Annotated in this window: 20 protein-coding genes and 1 tRNA gene; 6 read left to right on the forward strand and 15 right to left on the reverse strand. The window is 70.5% G+C overall.

Features of this window, described 5'->3' with window-relative positions; translation table 11 throughout:
* Nucleotides 1-54: 54 nt before the first annotated feature.
* The gene (locus tag AW270_RS33970) at nt 55-669 is read right to left on the reverse strand and encodes a TetR/AcrR family transcriptional regulator (RefSeq protein ID WP_174549911.1); all 615 of its coding nucleotides are present in this window, start codon (nt 667-669) and stop codon (nt 55-57) included.
* A 61-nt stretch (nt 670-730) separates the two neighbouring features.
* Between AW270_RS33970 and AW270_RS33975 the strand changes: the two genes are divergently transcribed.
* Both AW270_RS33975 and AW270_RS33980 read left to right on the forward strand, forming a co-directional pair.
* Complete coding sequence (locus AW270_RS33975) at nt 731-1,627, forward strand: NAD-dependent epimerase/dehydratase family protein (protein ID WP_061300235.1); 897 nt, start codon at nt 731-733, stop codon at nt 1,625-1,627.
* Nucleotides 1,624-2,490, forward strand: coding sequence for an alpha/beta hydrolase fold domain-containing protein (locus AW270_RS33980; protein WP_169807410.1), 867 nt, complete (start codon nt 1,624-1,626; stop codon nt 2,488-2,490). The genes AW270_RS33975 and AW270_RS33980 overlap by 4 nt, the downstream gene beginning before the upstream one ends.
* A 68-nt stretch (nt 2,491-2,558) precedes the next feature.
* On the opposite strand, the gene AW270_RS33985 is transcribed toward AW270_RS33980, so the two are convergent.
* Nucleotides 2,559-3,848 (reverse strand): ABC transporter substrate-binding protein, encoded by a 1,290-nt coding sequence (locus AW270_RS33985; protein ID WP_061300237.1) that lies wholly within the window; start codon nt 3,846-3,848, stop codon nt 2,559-2,561.
* Between the two features lie 207 nt (nt 3,849-4,055).
* Nucleotides 4,056-4,661 (reverse strand): ANTAR domain-containing response regulator, encoded by a 606-nt coding sequence (locus AW270_RS33990; RefSeq protein WP_157523041.1) that lies wholly within the window; start codon nt 4,659-4,661, stop codon nt 4,056-4,058.
* Nucleotides 4,662-4,697: 36 nt separating this feature from the next.
* Here AW270_RS33990 and AW270_RS33995 point away from each other — a divergent pair.
* Nucleotides 4,698-4,770 (forward strand) — tRNA-Leu (locus AW270_RS33995).
* A gap of 3 nt (nt 4,771-4,773) precedes the next feature.
* On the opposite strand, the gene AW270_RS34000 is transcribed toward AW270_RS33995, so the two are convergent.
* Complete coding sequence (locus AW270_RS34000) at nt 4,774-5,574, reverse strand: SDR family NAD(P)-dependent oxidoreductase (protein ID WP_061300239.1); 801 nt, start codon at nt 5,572-5,574, stop codon at nt 4,774-4,776.
* Between the two features lie 48 nt (nt 5,575-5,622).
* On the opposite strand from AW270_RS34000, the gene AW270_RS34005 reads away from it, so the two are divergent.
* Nucleotides 5,623-6,039, forward strand: coding sequence for a winged helix-turn-helix transcriptional regulator (locus tag AW270_RS34005; protein ID WP_061300240.1), 417 nt, complete (start codon nt 5,623-5,625; stop codon nt 6,037-6,039).
* Between the two features lie 19 nt (nt 6,040-6,058).
* On the opposite strand, the gene pyk is transcribed toward AW270_RS34005, so the two are convergent.
* Entirely contained in the window at nt 6,059-7,495 is a 1,437-nt protein-coding gene (gene pyk / locus AW270_RS34010; RefSeq protein WP_061300241.1) for a pyruvate kinase, read from the reverse strand.
* A 217-nt stretch (nt 7,496-7,712) separates the two neighbouring features.
* Between pyk and AW270_RS34015 the strand changes: the two genes are divergently transcribed.
* Nucleotides 7,713-8,438 (forward strand): hypothetical protein, encoded by a 726-nt coding sequence (locus tag AW270_RS34015; protein ID WP_061300242.1) that lies wholly within the window; start codon nt 7,713-7,715, stop codon nt 8,436-8,438.
* On the opposite strand, the gene AW270_RS34020 is transcribed toward AW270_RS34015, so the two are convergent.
* From AW270_RS34020 to gltB, 4 genes are all read right to left on the reverse strand, one after another.
* Nucleotides 8,402-8,791 carry a DUF2784 domain-containing protein gene (locus AW270_RS34020; protein ID WP_061300243.1) on the reverse strand — a complete coding sequence of 130 codons (390 nt, stop codon included), beginning with the start codon at nt 8,789-8,791 and terminating at the stop codon, nt 8,402-8,404. The genes AW270_RS34015 and AW270_RS34020 overlap by 37 nt on opposite strands.
* 58 nt (nt 8,792-8,849) lie before the next feature.
* Nucleotides 8,850-10,427 (reverse strand): S8 family peptidase, encoded by a 1,578-nt coding sequence (locus AW270_RS34025; RefSeq protein ID WP_063819441.1) that lies wholly within the window; start codon nt 10,425-10,427, stop codon nt 8,850-8,852.
* 131 nt (nt 10,428-10,558) lie between these two features.
* A complete protein-coding gene (locus AW270_RS34030) occupies nt 10,559-12,025 on the reverse strand; it encodes a glutamate synthase subunit beta (RefSeq protein WP_061300245.1) in 1,467 nt (488 codons plus the stop codon).
* A 13-nt stretch (nt 12,026-12,038) separates the two neighbouring features.
* Entirely contained in the window at nt 12,039-16,538 is a 4,500-nt protein-coding gene (gltB, locus tag AW270_RS34035) for a glutamate synthase large subunit (protein WP_082802051.1), read from the reverse strand.
* 390 nt (nt 16,539-16,928) lie between these two features.
* Here gltB and AW270_RS34040 point away from each other — a divergent pair, with 390 nt between their 5' ends.
* Complete coding sequence (locus AW270_RS34040) at nt 16,929-18,104, forward strand: bis-aminopropyl spermidine synthase family protein (RefSeq protein ID WP_245675001.1); 1,176 nt, start codon at nt 16,929-16,931, stop codon at nt 18,102-18,104.
* Here the strand turns inward: AW270_RS34040 and AW270_RS34045 are convergent.
* From AW270_RS34045 to AW270_RS34070, 6 genes are all read right to left on the reverse strand, one after another.
* Complete coding sequence (locus AW270_RS34045) at nt 18,069-18,692, reverse strand: hypothetical protein (protein ID WP_169807411.1); 624 nt, start codon at nt 18,690-18,692, stop codon at nt 18,069-18,071. The genes AW270_RS34040 and AW270_RS34045 overlap by 36 nt on opposite strands.
* Nucleotides 18,693-18,786: 94 nt before the next feature.
* The gene (locus AW270_RS34050; protein WP_061300248.1) at nt 18,787-19,593 is read right to left on the reverse strand and encodes a hypothetical protein; all 807 of its coding nucleotides are present in this window, start codon (nt 19,591-19,593) and stop codon (nt 18,787-18,789) included.
* Nucleotides 19,590-20,306, reverse strand: a complete 717-nt coding sequence (locus tag AW270_RS34055) for a VIT1/CCC1 transporter family protein (protein WP_061300249.1) — start codon at nt 20,304-20,306, stop codon at nt 19,590-19,592. Before AW270_RS34055 ends, AW270_RS34050 begins: the two co-directional genes overlap by 4 nt.
* Nucleotides 20,303-21,283: a prolipoprotein diacylglyceryl transferase gene (gene lgt / locus AW270_RS34060; RefSeq protein ID WP_061300250.1), complete on the reverse strand. Its 981-nt coding sequence runs from the start codon at nt 21,281-21,283 to the stop codon at nt 20,303-20,305. Before lgt ends, AW270_RS34055 begins: the two co-directional genes overlap by 4 nt.
* A gap of 101 nt (nt 21,284-21,384) precedes the next feature.
* Complete coding sequence (locus tag AW270_RS34065; RefSeq protein WP_061300251.1) at nt 21,385-22,143, reverse strand: thioredoxin domain-containing protein; 759 nt, start codon at nt 22,141-22,143, stop codon at nt 21,385-21,387.
* The gene (locus tag AW270_RS34070) at nt 22,143-22,667 is read right to left on the reverse strand and encodes a MauE/DoxX family redox-associated membrane protein (protein ID WP_082802052.1); all 525 of its coding nucleotides are present in this window, start codon (nt 22,665-22,667) and stop codon (nt 22,143-22,145) included. Before AW270_RS34070 ends, AW270_RS34065 begins: the two co-directional genes overlap by 1 nt.
* Nucleotides 22,668-22,752: the final 85 nt, after the last annotated feature.

Below are 22,752 nucleotides of genomic sequence, written 5' to 3' on the forward strand. Positions count from 1 at the left end.
GGCCGCCACGGCGATCGAGAGGCGCTGCGCCGCGAACGGCTGAGCGCGAGACGCTCAGCGGGCCCGCAGGCCGTTCAGTACGACGTCGAGATAGTGGCGGCCGGCCGCGGCCTGCCCCTGCGGATCGACGGCGGGATGCATCCTGGCCGAGAAGGCGATGCCGCAGATCAACGGCGTCATGTCGGCGAGTGTGACGCCGGGCGCCAGCCGCCCCGCGTCCGCGGCCCGTTCGAACAGCCGGGTGAACAGCGAGGACAACTGATCGAGCAGCTGCGCCGTGCCGGGCAGGGCGGCCGTGGGTGCCGACAGCACGGGGGGCAGGGCGGCGTCGCTCAGTTGCGCGTCCACGATCCGGACCAGGAAATCACGGAAGGCGGTCCAGGGGTCGTCCTGCTCCACCGCCTGTTCGGCGGCCTGGATCAGCGTCTCCAGTCCCTCCGCGGCCACCGCCTCGATCAACGCCTGGGGCGTCGGGAAGTGCCGGTACACCGTGGCGACGCCGACGCCGGCGGCGCGGGCCACCTCGTTGAGCTGGATCGGGGTGCCTTCCGCGACCAGCTCCCGGCCGATCTCGACGATGCGCTGGCGGTTGCGTGCTGCGTCCTTACGGAGCGCGGGACCGGTCACTTCTCCAGCATAGGCGCGATCCACCGGAATCGGATGACTCATCCGTTTAATGCTAAGGTGAAGAAAACGGATGATCCATCCGTTTCTGGCTTCTGGAGAGAACGTGAAGATCCTCATCACCGGGGGCACCGGCTATCTGGGCTCGGTGCTCGTCGAACACCTCCTCGGGTCAGGCCACGACGTGGTGGCGCTGACCCGGTCGCCGGAGTCGGCGGCGAAGGCGACCCGGGCGGGCGCGCGTCCGCTGCCCGGCAGCCTGACCGACACCGCGCTCCTGGAAAGGGCCGCGGCGCAGGCCGACGCCGTGGTGCACACCGCCGTCGACTACGCCGGCGGGGATGACGCGGTCACGGCGGAAGCCGCGGCTGTGGAGGCGCTCACCCGTGGGGCCGGGAAGGCGGGCACCGGCACACCGTTCGTCTACACCAGCACGAACCTGGTCTACGGGCTCGACCCCGCCCATCCCCGCGACGAGGACGCGGAACTGCCGGTGCCGGGTCTGGTGCCGTCCAAGCTCGCCGGCGAGCGCCTGGTGCGCGAGGCGGCGGGCCTGAACGGCGTCGTCATCCGCGCGAGCCTGGTCTACGGACGAGGCGGCAGCCCGCTGCTGACCGGCCTGATCGGCGCCGCGACCCGCTCGGGCACCGCCACCTACATCGGCTCCGGCGCCAACGCGTGGACCCCGGTGCACGCGGACGATCTCGCCCGCCTGTACCTGAAGGTCCTGGAGCGTCCGGTGACGGGGATCTACAACGCGGCCGGACCGGGGCAGTTCACCTTCCGCGAGCTCGCCGAGGCGATCGCGGACCTGACCGGGACCACCGCGACCTCGATCACCGCCGAGCAGGCCGAGAGCGCCATGGGGACGATGGCCGCGCTGCTCCAGGCCTCGGCGCGCACCCCCTCCCGGAAGGCGCGCGAGACGTTCGGGTGGAGCACGAGCGGTCCCGCCCTGCTGGACGACGTGCGCTCCGGCTCCTACCAGGCGGTGCACCCGTGAGCCCCAGCTTGCGTAGCCACGCCTTTGCCGGTCTGCTGCGGGTGGCGGGGGTGAAGAAGCGCCAGTTCGAGCCCGGCCGTTTCCGCACCGAAGTGGCCAGCCCGTCGCCGCCGCGCCTGCCGGGTGTCACCGTCCGGCGGGAGGAGGTCGAAGGCTGGCCGGTCTACCGGCTGACGCCCGTCGATCCGGTGCAGCGCCGTGCCCTGTACATCCACGGCGGCGCCTGGGCCGCCCCCATCACCAGGCAGCACTGGCGGCTGGCCGCCCGGATCGCCGTCGAATCCGGCCGCGACGTCGCCGTGCCCCTCTACCCGCGCCTGCCCGCCGCCACCCACGCCGACGTCCTGCCGGTCATGCTGCGGCTGCTCCAGCGCGTCCAGGGACAGGGACCGACGTCTCTGATCGGCGACTCCGCGGGGGCGAACATCGCCCTGTCCGTGCTCCAGGCCCTGACCCCGCAGGGCGAGCGCCCGGACGTCACCGTCCTCATCTCACCCGCCCTCGACCTGACCTTCGCCAATCGGGAGATCGCCGGCATCGCGTCGCACGACCCGTTGCTGAACCTCGATCACATCCGCGTTCTCGCGGCCCGCTGGGCGGCCCCGGGCGACCCCTCACACCCTCAGGCCAGTCCTCTGAACGGCCGCCTGGACGACCTCGGACTCGTCCACGTGTACGCCGGGACCCGCGACGTCCTCTTCCCCGACGCCGTCCTGCTCAGGGACCGGAGCGAGAACACGGCCGGAACCGATCTTCACCTGCACATCGGCGAGGGAATGATCCATGACTGGCCGATCATGCCGATCCCGGAGGGCCGCCGGGCGGCCGGAGAGATCGTCGCCCTGCTGCGAGACGGCTCCTGACACCGGAACAGCCCCGTGATCACATCAGTGATCACGGGGCTGTCAGGTCACCAGCTGAGCGGGAGGGCTCAGACCTTACCGGCGAGGTAGGTCTCGTTGGTGTACTTGTTGTCCTTGCCGTACTTGTAGATGCCGATCGTGGCCTCGGACGGGTCGCCCGCGTCGGAGAACTCGACCGGGCCGCTGACGCCGTCGTAGTCGATGTCAGTGCCGGCCTTCAGCAGGTCGAGGCAGGCCTTGAAGTCGGTGCACTTCGTGCCGCCCTTGCTGACCGCGACCAGGTTCTTCGAGATGCCGGTGCCCGAGTCGTCCTTGCCGGCCTCGGCGGCCAGGGCGATCAGGATGGTGGCGTCGTAGGACTCCGGCGCGTAGCTGAAGTCACGCAGGTCGGGGTTGGTCTTGAGCAGGTTCTCCTTGAACTTGCCCTCGGAGGCCGCGCCGGGCAGGGTGCCCTTGACGCCCTCGAGCAGGCCCTCGGGGAAGTCGGCCGAGTAGTCGGCCAGGTTGCCGTCGACGAAGTAGATCTTGACCTTGTCCGGGCCCAGACCCTGCTTCTCGAGCTCGGGGATGAGCTTCTTGGTCTCGTCGAAGGAGATCAGCGCGATCGCGTCGGGGTTGGCTTCCTTGATCTTCGCGACGTCCGCCGAGAAGTCGGGAGCGGCCGGGTCGTAGGCGACTTCGCCGGCGATGGTGCCGCCGCCGCCCTCGACCGACTTCTTGACCTCGGCCGCGAGGCCGGTGCCGTAGGAGTCCTGACGGTTCAGGATCGCGACGTTCTCGCCACCGTCCTGGATCATCAGGTCACCGAGGACGCGGCCCTGAAGGACGTCCGACGGGGCGGTGCGGAAGTAGAAGCCCTTGTCGTTGTAGGTCGTGAACTCGGGCGAGGTGTTCGCCGGCGAGAACTGGACCACACCGGCGTTGACGATCTTGTCGATCACGGTGAGGGACACACCCGAGGAAGCGGCACCGATGATCGCGTCGGCCTTCTGCTGCAGCAGGTTGTCCACGGACTGCGAAGCGATGTCCGTCTTCGCGTCACCGGAGTCGGCGTGGATCTTGGTCACCGGCTTCCCGAGGACGCCACCGGCAGCGTTGATCTCTTCCACGGCGAGGTCGACGCCCGCGAACTCCGGCGGGCCGAGGAAGGCCAGGTCACCGGTCTGGGGAAGAATCGAGCCGATGGTGAGAGTGCCGTCGCCCGCGGTCGCCGCCGTCGTGGCGGGAGCGGCTGCGGTCGTCGCCGGCGCCGAGGCGGCCGGCGCGGCGGTCTCCTCGCCACCACCACAGGCGGTCAGGGCAAGGCTGGCGGCCGCGGCGACTGCCAGCACCCGCCCCATGGGGGCAATGCGGATCATGAAGTGTCTCCTTCATCCATGCAACGAGGCGCCGGGTTCAACCAGACACGGCCCCGTTCGAATGCTGGAAACGTACATAACTCCCGGGCCCAAGAACAGGAAAGCGTCTGAACTGTGGACACTTGGATGCTGAGTCGTAATAAGTCCTCAACACAAACCCTCCGGCTCTGACCTGCGCGGTCGCGAGCCGGAGGGCTCAAGGCCCGTTCAGGCGGGTGGATCGGCGGGCCCGGCCGCCTCCGCCACCACGATCTGGGCCACCTGGCGCATGCTCAGCCGCCGGTCCATCGAGGCCTTCTGGATCCACCGGAAGGCCTGCGGCTCGGTCCAGCCGTGCTGGGCCATGAGCAGGCCTTTCGCCCGCTCGACCAGCTTGCGGGTCTCCAGCCGGTCGGACAGGGTGGTGACCTCCTTCTCCAGTGCGGCGATCTCCTCGTGGCGGCTGACCGCCATCTCGATCGCCGGCACCAGGTCACCCTTGGTGAACGGCTTCACCAGGTAGGCCATCGCCCCGGCGTCGCGGGCCCGCTCCACCAGGTCTCGCTGCGAGAAGGCCGTCAGGATCAGGCACGGCGCGATGCGCTCGGACACGATCCGCTCGGCGGCCGAGATGCCGTCGAGGACGGGCATCTTCACATCGAGGATCACCAGGTCCGGCCGGAGCTCGGTGGCGAGCTTCACGGCGCTCTCCCCGTCACCGGCCTCGCCGACGACGGCGTAACCGTCTTCTTCCAGCATCTCCTTCAGGTCGAGGCGAATCAGAGCCTCGTCTTCCGCGATCACCACTCGCCGCTGCGTTCCACTCACGCACAAGAGGTTACCGACGTCCGCTAGATTGGGACCACGCACGCCCCGATAGACCAACGGCAGAGTCAATGGCCTCAAAATCCATCAAGTGTGGGTTCGAATCCCACTCGGGGCACCCCTAAGTCATGCCCTGAAGCCCGCGGGTGATCACGGCCAGGCGTGCGGCGTCGGCCGGATCCAGCGTACGCAGCGTGAGCGGCAGCCTCCTCCCCCGGTCGACGGCGGTCAGCGGCGCCTTCGGCGGATCGTCGATGAAGTCGTGCACGGCCGCCACCGACTCCTCCACGGGGCGCGCCGCCAGCCGCCCGGCCACCTTCAGGGCCACCCTGACCGGCGCGGGCATCCCCGACGCGTCGCCGCTGCGCGTGAACCCGGGATGGTAGAGGACGTAGGGCAGGTCCGCGCCGTGTTCGGCGGCGTGGGCGACGCCGAGCAGGTCGTTGGCGCGGCCGGCCTGGAGCTGCGCCCGGACCATGCCGTAGCGGCGGGTGAGCTGGAGGTCGTCCCAGGTGATCGCGCCCTTGGTGGTGCCGACCCCGGCGACGTTGACGATGACGGGCCGTTCGCTCGCCGACAGCAGCGGCGTCAGCCCCTCGCCGAGCAAACGGCGGCTCAGGTAGTAGAGCGCGAACGTCGACTCCAGCCCGTCGACGGTCTCCACGCGCCGGCGCGCCAGCCGGTTGGCGAACAGCGCCAGCGCGTCGACCACCGGCGTCGCGGCGGTGACCGCCTCGACGGCGGCCCGGTTCCCCGCCAGGGTGCTCAGGTCGGCGTGCACGAACTCGATCCCTCCACCGAGCCGGGCGCCCTTGGCCGGATTGCTGCCGATCGCGAACACGCGGTCCCCGCGGGCGGCCCGGCCGAGCGCGAGCGCGCGCCCCATGCCGTCGGTGCCGCCACTGATCACTATGACTGCCATAGCCTCACTATCGGGACCCGCCCGGAACAGCGACAAGAAGGCACTTTCATGTCCGATACGCACACGCAGGTGCCCTCCGTACTCGCCGTCGACCTGCCCTCGCCGGTGCCGGGGGCCGAATACGAGGACTGTCCCGTCACCGACGTCCTGCGCCGGATCGGCGACAAGTGGATCGTGCTGGTCATCGTCCTGCTGGGCCGGCGGCCCCACCGGTTCAACGAGCTGCACCGCGCCGTCGAGGGCATCAGCCAGCGCATGCTCACCCGCACACTGCGGACGCTGGAGGGCAACGGGCTGGTGCGCCGGGAGGTGCTGCCCACCGTGCCGCCCTCTGTGGAGTACAGCCTGACCGGCCTCGGGGCGTCCCTGCTCACGCCGCTGTCGGCGCTGGCCGACTGGGCGGTGGCCCACCGGAGCGAGATGGCCGCCGCCCGGACAGCCGAAAGGCCGCCACGTCGTACGTGACGGCCCTTTCGAATGAAGGTCAGCCGAGGTTCGGGTGGGCCACGGCCGAGCCGAGGATGTGCACGCGCAGCGCGTTGGTCGACCCGTGGTTGCCGGGAGGCGAACCCGCCACGACGACGATCTTGTCACCCTTCTCGAACGTGCCGAGGGCGAGCAGGGACGCCTCCACCTGACGGACCATGTCGTCGGTGTGGTGCACGAACGGCACCTCGAAGGTCTCCACGCCCCAGGTCAGCGCGAGCTGGCCGCGGACCACCGGGTTGGAGGTGAACGCGATCAGCGGGATCGGGCTGCGATAGCGGGCCAGGCGGCGCGCGGTCTCACCGGACATGGTGAAGGCCACCAGGGCCTTGGCCCCCACGATGGCGCCGACCTCGGCGGCGGCGCGGGCGATGGCGCCACCGGTCGACTCGGGACGCCGGTCGAAGTGGTGGGTGGCGTGGAGGGTCGCGCCCTCGGCGGCGGCGGCGATGCGGGCCATCGTCGAGACGGACTCGATCGGGTAGTTGCCGACCGACGTCTCGCCCGACAGCATGACCGCGTCGGCGCCGTCCATGACCGCGTAGGCCACGTCGGAGGTCTCGGCCCGGGTCGGCCGGGGTGCGGCCATCATCGAGTCGAGCATCTGGGTCGCCACGATGACCGGGTGGGCCTTCTCGCGGCAGAGTTCGATGATCCGGCGCTGGACGATGGGGACCTGCTCCAGCGGCAGCTCGACGCCCAGGTCGCCGCGGGCGACCATGACGCCGTCGAACCGGTCGACGATCGCCTCCAGGGCGTCGACGGCCTGCGGCTTCTCGATCTTGGCGATGAGAGGCAGGCGCACGCCCTCCTCGTCCATGATGCGGTGGACGATGTCGGCGTCCTCCGGCGACCGCACGAACGACAGCGCGATCATGTCGAAGCCGGTCCGGAGGGCCCAGCGGAGGTCCTCTTCGTCCTTCTCGGTCAGGGCCGGGGCGCTGACGGCCACGCCCGGCAGGTTCAGGCCCTTGTTGTCGGAGATCATGCCGCCGACGACGACCCGGGTGGTCACCCGGGGGCCCTCGACCTTGTCGACCTCCAGGTGGAGACGGCCGTCGTCGACGAGGATGGTGTCGCCCGGCTTCACGTCGCCGGGCAGGCCCTCGTAGGTGGTGGAGACCATGTCGCGGTCTCCGGGGACGTCCTCGGTGGTGATCGTGATGATGTCACCGACGCCGAGGCGGACCGGCCCGGAGGCGAACTTGCCCACCCGGATCTTGGGTCCCTGGAGGTCGGCCAGCACGCCTACCGCGCGGCCAAGCTCCTCGGCGGCCTCCCGCACCCGGTCGAAGACCTCTTTGTGCAGCTCATGGCTGCCGTGGGAGAGGTTGAAGCGGGCGACGTCCATGCCCGCGCTGATCAGCTCCCGCAGCCGTTCCGGAGACGAGGTGGCGGGGCCTAGGGTACAGACGATCTTTGCTCGACGGCTCACGAGACCTAGCCTAATTGGTCCAGACCACTTGAATGTGACGGCTCCCATAGCTGTGGCCAAATTGTCAATGACTTCACGCGATAGCCGACGTGTCCTAACGTTGCCCGTTGTGGGATGTTTCAGAAGGTTGGCTGCCGTCTCGACGCTGATGAGCGTCCTCGCGTGCGGTGGACAGGCTACCGAATCAACCACGCCCCCTACCGGCGTTTCGGTCGCGTTGCAGCAGTGGCGTTCGGATGTCGCGGCCCACCGGATCCAGGTCTCGGTCACCAACGCCGGCGACACCCCCCTCCACATCGCCGACCTGCGGCTCGACTCCGGATCGTTCGAGCCGTCGGCCCCGGTGAAGGTGGACACCACGCTGGGCCGGACGCCCCGGACCGACTTCCCGATCACCTACGGCAGGGCCCGGTGCGACGCCACCGCGATCCCGCCGGTCAGGCGGACGGACATCGTCGCCACGGTGGCCGTGGGCGGCGCGCCGCCGAGGGAGGTCCGCTTCCCGATCCCGGTCACCGACGGCCTGCTCAAGCAGCTCGTGAAGTACGAGTGCGGCGAGCACATCCTCAGGCAGTCGGCCACGATCGCCTTCGGCCCCGGCTTCACCAGGAAGGGTGACGACCTCCAGGGCGCCCTCGTGGTCAGCACCACCCGTCCCGTGACGATCGACGACATCGACGGCACGACCCACTACGTGCTGGAGCCCGAGAAGAGGCGGCCCGTCGCGGTCGTGGAGCCGGGCACGGTGGACGTCCCCGTCACGATCCGGCCCACCCGCTGCGACCCGCACGCCTTCGCCGAGGCCAAGCAGGCCTACCTGTTCCAGGTCTGGGGGCACACCGAGGGCGGGGAGACCTACCGGATGATCGTCACCCCGCCCAAGGACGTCCAGGAGAGACTGCTCGACTACGCCATCGAGGTCTGCGACTTCCCGGCCACGTGACGGCGGTACCGGATGAGCGCGAACCCGGCCCAGGAGATCACGATCACCGTGATGATCCCGACGCGGACCTCCGTGAGGTACCGCGTCGGATAGACCACGCCGGTGATGTAGGTGTCGATGAAGCCGCTGGGCTTGAGCCGCGCCGCGCCCGCCTCGGCGCGGGCCCAGTTCTCCAGCGCCGTGAGCGGGCACTCGACCAGCCCGCCGAGCTGGATCGCGCCCCAGGTCGCGAACCCCAGGCTGGGCCAGATCAGCCGGGGCCACCGCCACGCCAGGAATCCGCCCAGGGCGATGTACGCGATGACGATGAAATGCACGACCATCACGGTTTGCCACAAAACGTGATAAATCATTTCTCGAACCTAGAGACAGGACGGACGGCCGGAATCCGTCCGGCTACTCATCTCTTTTCTAAGTACCCGAAATCGTGACGGCCTTCAGGGCGCTGACGATGCCGTGCCCGTAGAAGCCGTTCCGCGAGGCGCTCCCCTCGCAGGTGTGGGTCGTCTTGGCCGAGTAGCGGTAGTTGCCCGAGGCCGGGCAGCTCCGGTCGTAGGTGGATGCGTAGAGCAGGCTCTCCAGCCGGGCCGGGTCGAGGTGCAGGCCGCCCTTGCCGGGCTTGCCGAACCGGGCCACCAGCAGCGCCGCGACCCCGGTGACGTGCGGCGCGGCCATCGAGGTGCCTTCGAGGTACTGGTAGTAGGAGCAGCCGCCGAGCCTGCACTCCCGGATCACGGAGGAGTCGAACGGCTCGCCCTTGGCGTCGATCATCCCCGCGGCCTTGAGCGCGTGGCGCGGCGCGGCGGCCAGGATCTGGCGGGCCGCCCCCTTCAGCGAGGTGCCGGTGTCCTGGCCGTCGCCGCCCGGGGCGGCCACGTCGGCCTGCTCGGCGCCGTAGTCGGAGTAGACCGCCTTGCGCTTGCTCGGGCCGACCGAGGTCACCGCGATCACGCCGGGCAGCTCGGCCGGGATGTTCAGGCACGTGTTGTCGATCGTGCGGGACTTGGCGGCGCCCACCGGGTAGTCGGGGCTGACGGTGTCCTTGGACGGCCTGCCCAGGTCGATCGAGCCGTTGCCGATGGCGCTGATCAGGGTCACGCCGTGGGCGCGGGCGTAGTTCACCGCGCGGGTCATGCCCGCGATGATCGCCTTCTGCTCCGACTGCTGGGCGGCGGTGTCGGCCGGGTTGGCCGGGCAGTTGAAGTTCCACGGGTCGACGTAGAACGACATGTTGACCACGTCGATGCCGTGGTCGCCGGCGTACTTGAGGGCGTCCATGGTCGGCTTGAGGAAGAAGTAGCCCGAGTCGGTGCCCGCCCGCAGGTTGACCAGCGACACGCCCGGGGCGACGCCGCCGATGCCGATGCCGTTCAGCGGCGAGGCGATCGTGCTGGCCACGTGGGTGCCGTGGCCGTCGTCGTCGACGTCGGCCGGGTCCTTGCAGCCCTTCCACTCACACGGGCCGTCGAGGGTCTTGCCCTCGGGGTCCTTCGGCCGGTCAGTGACGAAGTTGCGCGACAGGGCGCGGTTGAAGTTGGGCGCGATGTCCGGGTGCTTGCCGTCGATCCCGGTGTCGATGACGCCGACCAGCACCTTGTGGTTGCCGATCTCCTTCTTGTACGACCCCGCCGGCGTCGCCCCGATCATCCGCATGTCCCACTGGCGGGAGGCGAGCGGCTCGTTCCGCACCGCCCGGCGCGGCCCTGCCACGGGCTTGACCCGGGCCACCTCGCCGACGGGCTTGTCGGACAGCACGCCGACGATGGCCGGGCTCGACGGGATCCGGGCCGCCCTCGCGACCAGATAGCCGAGGTCCGCGTCGTCCGACAGGACGTCGCCGCCGGTCGCCTCGACCGCGTCGGTCGCGGCGCCGCCCTGGCCGGGTGTGTAGAAGACCAGGTAGTCCTCCGTCGCGGCGGCGCTCAGGGGGGCCGCGCAGGCCGTGGTCAGCAGGGTCAACGTCAGACCCGCGATTACTGCCTTGCCCACGCGTCCTCCTTCGCTTGGAACGTCCAGATCATATAGATATTTCGGAATTGCCCCTGCGTCTGAGCGAGAAAACAAAGAAACGGTGCCCCCGGGAATACCGGGGGGCACCGTTTTGACGTACTAGACCAGTGCTAAACCAAAGGACGCGCCGTCGGCGGGATGGCCACCGGCAGGGCGGTCGCCCCGGTCAGGTGGTCGTCGACGGCGGCGGCGGCCGAGCGGCCCTCGGCGATGGCCCACACGATCAGCGACTGGCCGCGGCCCATGTCGCCGGCCACGAAGACCCCGTCGACGCCGGACTGGTAGGTCCGGTTGCGGGCGACGTTGCCGCGCGGGTCGTAGAACTCCCCGGCCGACAGCGCCGCCAGCTCGTCGAGCAGACCGGCGTGCTGCGGGCCGACGAAGCCCATCGCCAGGGTGACGAGCTGGGCGGGCAGCTCGCGCTCGGTGCCCGGGATCGGCTTGAACCCGGCCGCCGGGCCCTCGACGTCCACCACCTTGATCGCCTGGAGGTTGCCCTCGGCGTCCTTGACGAACTCGGTGGTGGAGACGGCGTAGACCCGCGCTCCCCCGCCGTCGGCGAGCTCCTCGTGGGCCGACTCCATCTTGAACAGCATCGGGTAGGTCGGCCACGGCTGCCCGGCCGGACGCGCCTCCGGCGGCATGGGCATGATCTCCAGCTGGGTCACCGAGAGGGCGCCCTGGCGGATCGCGGTGCCGATGCAGTCGGCGCCGGTGTCACCGCCGCCGATGACCACGACGTGCTTGCCCTTGGCGTTGATCTCCGAGTCGGCCAGCGCCTTGTTGGCCGGCGGCAGGTACTCCATCGCCTGGTAGACGCCCACCGCGTCGCGGCCGGTGACCGGCAGGTCGCGCCAGGCGGTCGCGCCGCCCGCCAGCACGATCGCGTCGAACTGCTCGCGCAGCTCGGCGGCGGTGATGTCGACGCCGACGTCGACGCCGGTGCGGAACTCGGTGCCCTCGGCCCTCATCTGGTCGAGGCGGCGGTCGATGTGCCGCTTCTCCATCTTGAACTCGGGGATGCCGTAGCGCAGCAGTCCCCCGATGGCGTCGGCCCGCTCGAACACGACGACGTCGTGCCCGGCGCGGGTGAGCTGCTGGGCGGCGGCCAGGCCCGCCGGGCCCGAGCCGACGACCGCGACCTTCTTGCCGGTCTTCTCCGACGGGGGCTGCGGGGTGACCCAGCCCTCGGCGAAGGCGCGGTCGATGATCTCGACCTCGACCCGCTTGATCGCCACCGGGTCGGAGTTGATGCCGAGCACGCAGGCCGCCTCACAGGGAGCCGGGCACAGGCGGCCGGTGAACTCGGGGAAGTTGTTGGTCGCGTGGAGCCGCTCGACGGCCTCGCGCCAGTCGTCGCGGTAGACCAGGTCGTTCCACTCGGGGATGAGGTTCCCGAGCGGGCAGCCGTTGTGGCAGAACGGGATGCCGCAGTCCATGCAGCGCGAGGCCTGCTTGGTCAGCTTCTCCGGGGCGAAGTCGACGTAGACCTCGCGCCAGTCGCGGATCCGCACGTCCACCGGACGGCGGGCCGGCAGCTCACGCGCGTGAGTGAGGAACCCCTTCGGGTCGGCCATGTCGTTACCCCCCTTATCCGTGCACCGCGGCCATGATGGCCTCGTCGATGTCGCGGCCCTCGGCCTCGGCCGTGGCCCTGGCGGTGAGCACCCGCTTGTAGTCGATCGGCATGATCTTGCCGAAACGCCCGAGAGCCGATTCCCAGTCGGCGAGCAGGCCCTTGGCGACCGGCGAACCGGTCTCCGCGAGGTGCTTCTCGACCAGCTCGCGCAGGATCTCGGAGTCCTCGTCGCCGAGGGCCTCCAGCTCGACCATGTCGCGGTTGATCCGCTCCGGCTTGAGGTCCAGCACGTAGGCGACGCCGCCGGACATGCCGGCCGCGAAGTTGCGCCCGGTCGGCCCGAGGACGACGGCCCTGCCGCCGGTCATGTACTCGCACCCGTGGTCGCCGACGCCCTCGACCACGGCCGTGGCGCCGGAGTTGCGGACGCAGAACCGCTCGCCCACCACACCCCGGATGAACGCCTCACCGGAGGTAGCGCCGTAGAGGCCGACGTTGCCGGCGATGATCTGGCCGTCGAGCAGGTCGCTCGGCGGGGTGACCGTGATCCGGCCGCCCGACAGGCCCTTGCCGACGTAGTCGTTGGCGTCGCCGGTCAGCCGCAGCGTGATGCCCTTCGGCACGAACGCGCCGAAGGAGTTGCCCGCCGAACCGGTGAAGCTCACGTCGATCGTGTTCTCCGGCAGGCCCGCCCCGCCCCACTTCTTGGTGACGTGGTGGCCGAGCATCGTGCCGACGGTCCGGTTGACGTTGCGGATCGGGAGTTCGAGCGTGACCTGCTGGCCGAACTCGATCGCGCCCTCGGCGAGCTGGATCAGCGTGTTGTCGAGCGCCTGCGCCAGGCCGTGGTCCTGCTCGACGACCTGCTGGCGCGGGGTGCCCGCGGGCAGGTCGGGCTGGTAGAGGATCGGCGACAGGTCCAGGCCCTGCGCCTTCCAGTGGGTCACGGCGGCCTCGGTGTCGAGCAGTTCGCTGCGGCCGATGACCTCGTCCAGCGAGCGGTAGCCCAGCTCGGCCAGGTACTCCCTGACCTCCTCGGCGATGAACTCGAAGAAGTTGACCACGAACTCCGGCTTGCCGGTGAAGCGCTTGCGCAGTTCGGGGTTCTGGGTGGCCACGCCCACCGGGCAGGTGTCGAGGTGGCAGACGCGCATCATCACGCAGCCCGAGACCACCAGCGGAGCGGTGGCGAAGCCGTACTCCTCCGCGCCGAGCAGGGCGGCGATGATGACGTCGCGGCCGGTCTTGAGCTGGCCGTCGGCCTGCACCACGATCCGGTCGCGCAGGCCGTTGAGCAGCAGGGTCTGCTGGGTCTCGGCCAGGCCGAGCTCCCAGGGGGTGCCCGCGTGCTTCAGCGACGTCAGCGGGGACGCGCCGGTGCCGCCGTCGTGACCGGAGATCAGCACGACGTCGGCGTGGGCCTTGGAGACGCCCGCCGCGACCGTGCCGACGCCGACCTCGGAGACCAGCTTCACGTGGATGCGGGCCTGCGGGTTGGCGTTCTTCAGGTCGTGGATGAGCTGCGCCAGGTCCTCGATCGAGTAGATGTCGTGGTGCGGCGGCGGCGAGATGAGGCCGACGCCCGGCGTGGAGTGACGGGTCTTGGCGATCCACGGGTAGACCTTGTGGCCGGGCAGCTGGCCGCCCTCGCCGGGCTTGGCGCCCTGGGCCATCTTGATCTGCACGTCGTCGGCGTTGACCAGGTATTCGGAGGTCACGCCGAAGCGGCCGGAGGCCACCTGCTTGATCGCCGAGCGGCGGTTGGGGTCGTAGAGGCGCTCGGGGTCCTCGCCGCCCTCACCGGTGTTCGACTTGGCGCCGAGCCGGTTCATCGCGATCGCGAGGGTCTCGTGGGCCTCCATCGAGATGGAGCCGTAGGACATCGCGCCGGTGGAGAACCTGCGCACGATCTCCGAAGCGGGCTCGACCTCGTCGATCGGGATCGGGCCGCCGGGCGCCGGGCGCAGCCTGAACAGCCCGCGCAGCGTCATCAGGGACTCGGCCTGACCGTCGATCAGGTCGGTGTACTCCTTGAAGATCTCGTAACGCCGGGTGCGGGTGGCGTGCTGGAGCTTGAAGACGGTCGTCGGGTTGAACAGGTGGGGCTCGCCCTCGCGCCGCCACTGGTATTCGCCGCCGACCTCCAGGCGCCGGTGGGCGTTCTCGGCCCTCGGGTAGGCCTTGGTGTGGCGCTGGAGCGCCTCCTTGGCCAGCACGTCGAAGCCGACGCCGCCCAGGCGCGAGGTGGTGCCGGTGAAGCACTCGTCGATGACCTCGGCCCCGAGGCCGAGGGCCTCGAAGATCTGGGCGCCCGTGTACGACGCCACCGTGGACACGCCCATCTTGGACATGACCTTGAGGACGCCCTTGCCGTACGCCTTGATGAGGTTCCGGACCGCCTTGCGGCTGTCGGGGAACAGCTCCTCGACGGTCTCGATCGCCAGGTAGGGGTTGATGGCGCTGGCGCCGTAGCCGACGAGCAGGGCCATGTGGTGGCACTCGCGCGCCTCGCCGGTCTCGATGACCAGGCCCACCCGGGTCCGGGACTTCTCCCGGATCAGGTGGTGGTGCACCGCGCCGGTCAGCAGCAGCGACGGGATCGGCGCCTTCTCGGCGTTCGAACCGCGGTCGGACAGCACGATGATGCGCGCGCCGTCGGCGATCGCCTGCGAGACCTCCTCGCGGATCTCCTGCAGCCGCCGGGTCAGCGCGTCGCCGCCCCCGCCGACGTGGAACAGGCCGGAGACGACGTGGGGCTGGAAGCCGGGCAGCGCGCCCTCGTCGTTGATGTGGACGATCTTCGCGAGCTCGTCGTTGTCGATCACCGGGTAGGGCAGCACCAGCCGGCGGCACGACACGGCGGTCGGGTCGAGCAGGTTGCCCTCGGGGCCGATGGTCGACTGCAGCGAGGTGACGAGCTCCTCGCGGATGGCGTCCAGCGGCGGGTTGGTGACCTGGGCGAACAGCTGGCTGAAGTAGTCGAACAGCAGCCGGGGCTTGTCGCTCAGGGCGGCCACCGGGCTGTCGGTGCCCATCGACCCGATCGGCTCGGCGCCGGTCGCGGCCATCGGGGTGAGGATGATCCGCAGCTCTTCCTCGGTGTAGCCGAAGGTCTGCTGGCGCTTGACGAGGGCCTCGTGGGTGGGGTGCTCGTGGTCGCGCTCGGGCAGTTCCTCGAACCGGACCAGGCCGGCGTGCAGCCACTCCTCGTAGGGCTCGGCGGCGGCGAGCTCGGCCTTGATCTCGTCGTCCTCGATGATGCGGCCCCGGGCGGTGTCGACCAGGAACATCTTGCCCGGCTGGAGACGGCCCTTGCGGACGATCCGCTCCTGCGGGATGTCGGACAGCACGCCCGCCTCGGAGCCCAGGATGACCAGGCCGTCGTCGGTGACGTAGAAGCGGCCGGGGCGCAGGCCGTTGCGGTCGAGCACCGCGCCGACGACGGTGCCGTCGGAGAAGGAGATCGACGCGGGGCCGTCCCAGGCCTCCATCAGCGTGGAGTGGAACTCGTAGAAGGCCCGGCGGGCCGGGTCCATCTCCGTGTGGTTCTCCCACGCCTCCGGGATCATCATCAGCACGGCGTGCGGCAGCGACCGGCCGCCGAGGTGGAGCAGCTCCAGCGTCTCGTCGAAGGAGGCGGTGTCGGAGCCGTCGGGGTCGCAGATCGGGAACAGCCGCTCCAGGTCACCGGGGATCAGGTCGGTGTCGAGCATCGTCTCGCGGGCGCGCATCCAGTTGCGGTTGCCCTTGACGGTGTTGATCTCGCCGTTGTGGGCCACGTAGCGGTAGGGGTGCGACAGCGGCCACGACGGGAAGGTGTTGGTGGAGAAGCGCGAGTGCACCAGCGCGATGGCCGAGACGTAGCGCTCGTCCGACAGGTCGGGGAAGAACGGCTCGACCTGCTGCGGGGTGAGCATGCCCTTGTAGACCGTGGTCCGGCTGGACAGCGAGGCGAAGTAGACGTCGGCCTCGTGCTCGGCGCGCTTGCGGAAGGCGAAGGCGGCCCGGTCGAGGTCGATGCCCGACAGGTCGCCGGAGCTCACGAACAGCTGCATGAAGTGGGGCATCACGGCGCGGGCGGAGGGCCCGGCGTGCCGCGCGTCGACGGGCACGTCGCGCCAGCCGAGCACGGTGACGTTCTCCTCGGCGGCGATCTCGTCGATCATGCGCAGGGCGATCGCGCGGGCCTGGGAGTCGACCGGCAGGAACGCGATGCCCGCGGCGTACTTCCCGGCCTCCGGGAGGTCGAAGGGAACGACCGCGCGGAAGAACGCGTCGGGGATCTGCGTCAGGATGCCGGCGCCGTCACCGGTGTCCGGTTCGCTCCCCCGAGCACCCCGGTGGTCGAGGTTGATGAGCGCGGTCAGAGCCTTCTCGACGATGTCGTAGCTACGGCGGCCGTGGACGTCGGCCACCATGGCGACACCACAGGCGTCATGCTCGTACGAGGGGTCGTAAAGGCCCTGAGGCTCGGGAAGGTCCCCAGGACGGCCATGGCGGGCAGCAGGCATGAAATCACTCCCGTCGTCTTCTTCTGCGTGGTGACAGAGGGACGACGCTGGCCCTGCTGCAGTTGTGGTGAGTAGAGATTACCCCACGGTTTCCGAATGGCACCCGCCGGGCCCACTAGGGTTTCGCGTATGTCGATCGAGGAGCTCTACGCGCGTGCCGGTGTGGACGGATGGCGGTTGCGCAAGGCCGTCTCTCTCCTGTCGGACGGTCAGTGGTGGACGCTCGCCGATGTGGTCAGGGAGACGGCGACGTCCCGGAGGACGATCGAGGCGCTGATGCGGGTGCTCCCCCTTGAGCATCGCGACCAGCACGTCCGAATCCCAACTGAACAGGTCAAACTCTACAACATTTCGATATCGTCCTCTATTTCGGACCCGGTGTCTCATCTGGTGGACACTTCGGTGGTCGAGAGGATGGCCTCGCTCATCGCCGGGGCCCCCCGTGGCCGGTCGGCCCTCGACCACGTGTCGGCGACCCCGGAGACCGTGGTCAGGCGGGCCCTGCTGCTGGGCGAGCGGTTCTGGCTGCCCGGTTCGCGGCTGCTCTGCGTGGGCGACCACGACCTGACCTCGCTGGCGGTCCGGCTCATCCATCCCGAGACCGAGGTCATGGTCGTCGACATCGACGACCGCATCCTGGCCTACATCGACGAGCAGGACCTCGGGGTGACCACCCGCTGGACCGACCTGCGGCTCGGCCTGCCGCCGTCGGCCCGGGGCTGGGGCGACCTGGCGATCACCGACCCGCCCTACACCCCCGACGGCGTCGGCCTGTTCGTGGCGCGGGGCCTGGAGGGCCTCCGGGACCGGGACGAGGGCCGGGTGCTGCTGGCCTACGGCGCGTCCGAGCGCACTCCGATGCTGGCGCTGAAGGTCCAGCACGCCCTCGCCGATCTGCAGCTGCTCAACGAGGCGATCTATCCCGACTTCAACCGCTACGACGGCGCCGAGGCGATCGGCAGCGCCGCCGACCTCTACGTCCTGCGCCCCACCACCAAGACCTGGCCCGCCGTCGCCTCCCGCGTCGACCGCCTGGCCACCGCGATCTACACCCAGGGCCCCCAGGCGGTCGAGTCCGCCGAGGCCGCTCCCCCCGACCTGGGCGACTACGCCCCCGACCTGCTCGTCGGCGACTGGCCCCGCGACCTGCTGCCGGGCGTCCCGAGGGTGCGCCTGTCGACCTGGCTCGCCAAGCCCTACGCCGCGCGCGTCTCCCGGGTGGCCATCCACGCCCCGGCCGGTCTGGAGGCGGCCCTCCCGCGCCTGGTCCTCGCCGCCCGCGACGCCGAGGTCCGCGTCTTCGGAACCCCGGGTTCCGTACGGCTCCCGCCCGCCCCCGACGCCATCACCCGCCGCATCCTCGCCGGCAGCCACGGCAAGGTCGCCAACACCTGGCGCGAGGGCCTCGTCCAGGAACTCGGGCTGACCAAGAACCAGGCCAGGGCCCGCATCCCCGCCTGGGCCGCCGCGACCGCGCTGGAACTCCCGATGCACCGCCTGACCGGCCTCGCGGCCGACGTCGCGCGCAGCCTAGAGAGCCAGGATCCGGGCCTGGACGAAGCGTGAGGCCTGATCGAGGGCGGCCAGCGGCTCGGCCAGATCGGGCCCGTCGGCGCGCCGGGCGTCGCCCTCGGCCGACACCCAGCTCACCGACACGAAGTGACCCATCGCCCTGACCATGGCGGTCCCGGCGTCCTCCGTCGCCAGCGGCGTCAGGAACAGCTCCTGCTTGAACCGCTGGACCAGCGCGTCCGCCCCGGCCACGTCGGCCAGGTTGAACACCGCCACCTGCCCGACCACCTCAGGCCCCCGGAACAGCGCCCGGACGACCTGGGAGCACCCCTCGACGTCGGCCCCCACCACGGCGGCACAGTCGGCGGTCAGGGCGACCGACTCCTTCTTCATCGCCCCGAGGGCGGCCGCCGGGAAGACCTCCTGCTCGGTCAGCGGGGCGGCGTCGGCCCGCGCCTGCGCGATCGGCGCGTAGATCGCCGAGCTGACCTCCGCCCGCACCGTCGCCGGCCGGTGGCCGTCGCCCGTTCCGGCACACCCGGCGCTCGCGGCGCTCGCGGCCAGCAGCACCGCCAAGGCCATCACCCGCATCATGCGTCCCATGATGACGCGGAACGAGGCGCGGGAGGGCGGACATCTCACATCGCGGTCACCTCGCGAGCACCCACAGTGCGCATCACAGTGCGCATCACAGTGCGCATCACAGTGCGCATCACAGTGGGCACTCTCGGACGATTCAGTTCGCCGGGACCCCGGTCACCGCGACGACCCGGCGGTAGACGACCTTCTCGGCCTCACGCACCGCCAGGCTCAGGGTCACCATGTCGTCGGTGTCCTCGGGCTGCGCGCCGTCGGCGCGGCCGATCCAGACCAGGCCCGCGTAGTGGCCCATGGCGTGGCCGCTGGACTCGGTGAACCCGGTCAGCGCCGGGGTGCCCGCCGGGAGCGGCAGCACCCACCCGCCCCGGTAGAGGCTGGCGAGCTTGCCGACCAGCTCGTCGGCGGCGGCCGCCGAGGCGAGGTTGTAGAGGGTGTACTGAGCGACGTAGCGCCCGTCGGCGCTGGTGAACAGGGCGCGGGCGGCCTGGGTGCAGCCGGCGGTCTCCAGGGCGTCGGTCAGGTCGCCGCCCCAGACGGTCGAGCCGCAGTCGGCGTCGAGCTGCCGCTCGCCCAGCTTCAGGCTGATCTTGCCGGCCTTGAGGGTCTTGCTGCCGAAGACCTCCTCGACGGTCAGCGGCTTGGCGTCGGCGGCGCGGTCGGCGATCGGCGCGAACTGCTTCAGCGACGGCCACGCCCGGTAGGCGGCCGGCCGGGCCTGGCCCAGCGGCGAGCTCGACTGCTGCTCGGCCACCGGGTCGTCGCCGAACGCCTCGACCACGAAGACCAGCACGAACGCCATCACCAGGATGCCGACGACCGAGGCCAGCACGGCGAGGATCTTCTGCTGGCCGCCGGTGAGCCCCATCTCCGCCAGGCGGACGCTGCCCCACGTCTCATCGGGCGCCGGGCGGCGTTTGGCGCGGCCCGGCTTGGCGGAGGTCACAGGAGGTTCGCCCCGATCAGCGAGCCCAGCCCCCAGGTCAGCGCGGCGGCGACCGCGCCGACCGCGAGCTGGCGCAGGCCGGTGAACCACCAGCGCCGCGCGGTCAGCCGGGCGACCAGCGCGCCCGCGCCGAACAGCGCGAGCATGGACAGCCCCGCCGACAGCCACAGGTGGGTCACCCCGGCCAGATAGGGGATCAGCGGGATCAGCGCGCCGACGGCGAACGACAGGAACGACGACAGCGCGGCGGTCACCGGCGACGGCAGGTCGCCGGGCTTCACGCCGAGCTCGTTGAGGGTGTGCACTTCCAGCGCCTGTTCGGGGTTGCGGGAGATCTGCCGGGCCACCTCGGCGGCCAGTTCGGGGTCGACGCCGCGGCTCTCGTAGAGGGCGGCCAGCTCGGCCTGCTCCTCTTCGGGGTGGATGGCCATCTCGCGGCGTTCGACGGCGATCTCGGCCTGGGCCAGCTCACTCTGGCTCGCCACCGAGACGTATTCGCCCCCGGCCATCGAGAACGCCCCGGCGGCCAGCCCCGCGATGCCCGCGAGGGAGATCACGCGGGTGTCGGCGGTGCCGCCGGCCACCCCGGCGATGAGCGCGAAGTTCGACACCAGGCCGTCCATCGCGCCGAACACCGCCGGGCGCAGCCAGCCTCCCGTGACGTCGCGGTGGCTGTGGTGGTGGGGAAGTTCCGGGCCGGGGGCGCCGGTCATCTCTGACCGGCCTCCTCGGCTTTCTCCGTCCCCGTGCCGTCTTCTTGGTCTCGCTCTTCCCGGTCTCGCTCGGGCACGACCTGCTCGTGGTCGTCGGCCTGGTCGTGGAGGTGGGCCGGGTCGGCCTCCTCGCCCTCGGCGACCGGCGGGAGCTCACCGGGCGGGACGACGACCTCTTCGGTGGTCTTGTTCCGCATCAGCCAGAAGTAGGCCAGCGCGCCGAGGAACAGCACGATGGAGGTCCACTGGTTGAGGCGCATGCCGAGGATCTCGTGGGCCGGGTCGACGCGCAGGCCCTCGATCCAGAACCGGCCCAGGGTGTAGCCCATGACGTAGAGCGCGAACAGGCGGCCGTGGCGCAGCTGGAACCGCGAGCCGGCCCAGATGAGCAGCAGGCCCACCACGAGGGTCCAGACGAACTCGTAGAAGAACGCCGGGTGGTAGGTCAGCGCGCCGGGCACCGTGCCGGGACGGCCGGGCTCGATCTCCAGGCACCACGCGTAGTCGCAGGGGCCGCCGAAGAGCTCCTGGTTGAAGTAGTTGCCCCACCGGCCGATGCCCTGCGCGATCACGATCCCGGGCGCGACGACGTCGGCGACGGCCGTCAGCGAGATGCCCCGGCGGCGGCAGGCGATCGCGACCCCGACGCCGCCGAGCACCACCGCGCCCCAGATGCCGAGGCCGCCCTTCCAGATGAAGAACACGTGATACCACGGGTTCTGGGCGTCGGCTCCGAAGTAGAGCTGCCAGTCGGTGATCACATGGTAGAGCCGGCCGCCGACCAGGCCGAAGGGGACCGCCCAGACGGCCAGGTCGGTCATCGTGCCGGGCAGACCGCCACGGGCACGCCAGCGGCGCTCGCTGAGCCAGACGGCGAAGACGACGCCCAGCACGATGCAGAGCGCATAGGCCCGGATGGGAAGGGGTCCGAGGTACCAGACCCCCTGCGACGGGCTCGGGATCGAGGCGAGGGGCATGTCACAGGACGTTACCGCCTCCGAGGCGCACTCGCGCACGCTCGTCACCAATGAGCCCGTCTCAGGTTGATCACCCCATCATCAAGCGGGCCGCGGCGCGTTCACTTGGCCGCGGCGAGCACGGCCTGACGCAGCTTGCCCGGGACGAACGCGATGTTCGTGTCGAGGTCCTTGCCGTTCAGCTTGATCGTCGGGGTGCCGTCGATCTTCTCCGTGCGGATGATCTTGTCGGACTGGGTGAGCTGGGTCTGGGCGTACTTCTGGGAGGTCACGCACTTCTCCCAGTCGGGCGACGTGATGCCCGCCTCCTTGCCCCAGGCGACCAGGTCGGTCAGCGAGAAGCCCTCGACGGTCTCCGACGGCTGCTCGGCGAACAGCTTGTCGTGGAAGGCCGGCCACTGGGCCCCGTTGGTGACGCAGCGGGACGCCGCCCCGGCGCGGACCGAGTTGGACTTGGTCGGCTCCATCGAGAAGATCGTGATCGGGTGGAAAACGACCTTGGCCTTGCCCTCGGCCGCCAGGTTCTTGATCGTCGGGCCCGACGACTCCTCCAGCGCCTTGCACGCCGGGCACTGGAAGTCCTCGTAGACGTCGAGCACCGGCTTGGTCACGCCCGCCTGGGCCATGGTGACCGACCCGTCGGGGTTGACCGTGGTCGGCGCGAGCTCGGCCGCCGCCGTCTGCTTCTCGGCGGTGTCGCGGGCGGCGGCGTACCAGGCGCCGCCGCCGATGGCCAGGACGGCGACCGTCCCGATGGTGACCATCGTGGCGAGGCGGCGGTTGCGGTCCTTCTTCCGGTCGGCCTGCCGCAGCTGCGCGATCCGCTCGCGGGCCGTCGCCTCGCGTGCGCCTTTGCCCATCAGTGGTTCTCCTTCACTTCTTCCTGGTGATCACTAGCGCCGGGCTCGTGATCGCCGGCTTCCTCCTCGGCGTCAGGGCGGGGGGCCAGACCCAGGGGCGTGTCGAGCGCGTACCGGCCTGGCGCGAACCAGGCGATCCAGCCCGCCAGCACCACCAGCCCGAAGTCCCGCAGCAGCTCCCAGAAGTACGAGGGCTCCTGTCCCTCGGCGAGCGGTCCGCCGCCGCCGAAGCAGCCGCAGTCGATGCGCAGCCCCCGCGCCCACGCCGAGGCGATGCCGATGACGAAGGCGACCATGAGCAGCCCCGCGCCGACCGCCGACAGGCGGGTGAGCAGGCCAAGGACAAGGAGCACTCCGACGACGATCTCCAGCACGGGCAGGCCGTATCCGACGGCCGTGGCGACCCGGTCCGGCAGCAGTTCGTAGGCGCGCACGGCCTGCACCGACAGAGCGGGGGCGCCGACCTTCAGCCACCCCGCGACGATGAGCACGCCGGCGAGCACCAGCCGGGCGACAGTCGTCACCCAGGGTACAGCCACGGATGCGCTGAGTGACGAACTCGGCCCGCGACGATGCGATGACACGGAGACTCCTCCCAGGTCCCGGGGC

The organism is Herbidospora cretacea (genome assembly GCF_001570605.1).
Lineage (GTDB): Bacteria > Actinomycetota > Actinomycetes > Streptosporangiales > Streptosporangiaceae > Herbidospora > Herbidospora cretacea.

Bases quoted from the DNA above. Each gene is read 5' to 3' on its own strand.
- AW270_RS34000 (WP_061300239.1), bottom strand. From the start codon at position 5,574: ATGGCAGTCATAGTGATCAGTGGCGGCACCGACGGCATGGGGCGCGCG.
- AW270_RS34065 (WP_061300251.1), bottom strand. From the start codon at position 22,143: ATGGGCAAAGGCGCACGCGAGGCGACGGCCCGCGAGCGGATCGCGCAG.
- lgt (WP_061300250.1), bottom strand. From the start codon at position 21,283: ATGCCCCTCGCCTCGATCCCGAGCCCGTCGCAGGGGGTCTGGTACCTC.
- AW270_RS33970 (WP_174549911.1), bottom strand. From the start codon at position 669: ATGAGTCATCCGATTCCGGTGGATCGCGCCTATGCTGGAGAAGTGACC.
- AW270_RS34005 (WP_061300240.1), top strand. From the start codon at position 5,623: ATGTCCGATACGCACACGCAGGTGCCCTCCGTACTCGCCGTCGACCTG.
- AW270_RS34055 (WP_061300249.1), bottom strand. From the start codon at position 20,306: ATGACCGGCGCCCCCGGCCCGGAACTTCCCCACCACCACAGCCACCGC.
- AW270_RS33985 (WP_061300237.1), bottom strand. From the start codon at position 3,848: ATGATCCGCATTGCCCCCATGGGGCGGGTGCTGGCAGTCGCCGCGGCC.
- gltB (WP_082802051.1), bottom strand. From the start codon at position 16,538: ATGCCTGCTGCCCGCCATGGCCGTCCTGGGGACCTTCCCGAGCCTCAG.
- AW270_RS34030 (WP_061300245.1), bottom strand. From the start codon at position 12,025: ATGGCCGACCCGAAGGGGTTCCTCACTCACGCGCGTGAGCTGCCGGCC.
- AW270_RS34020 (WP_061300243.1), bottom strand. From the start codon at position 8,791: ATGATTTATCACGTTTTGTGGCAAACCGTGATGGTCGTGCATTTCATC.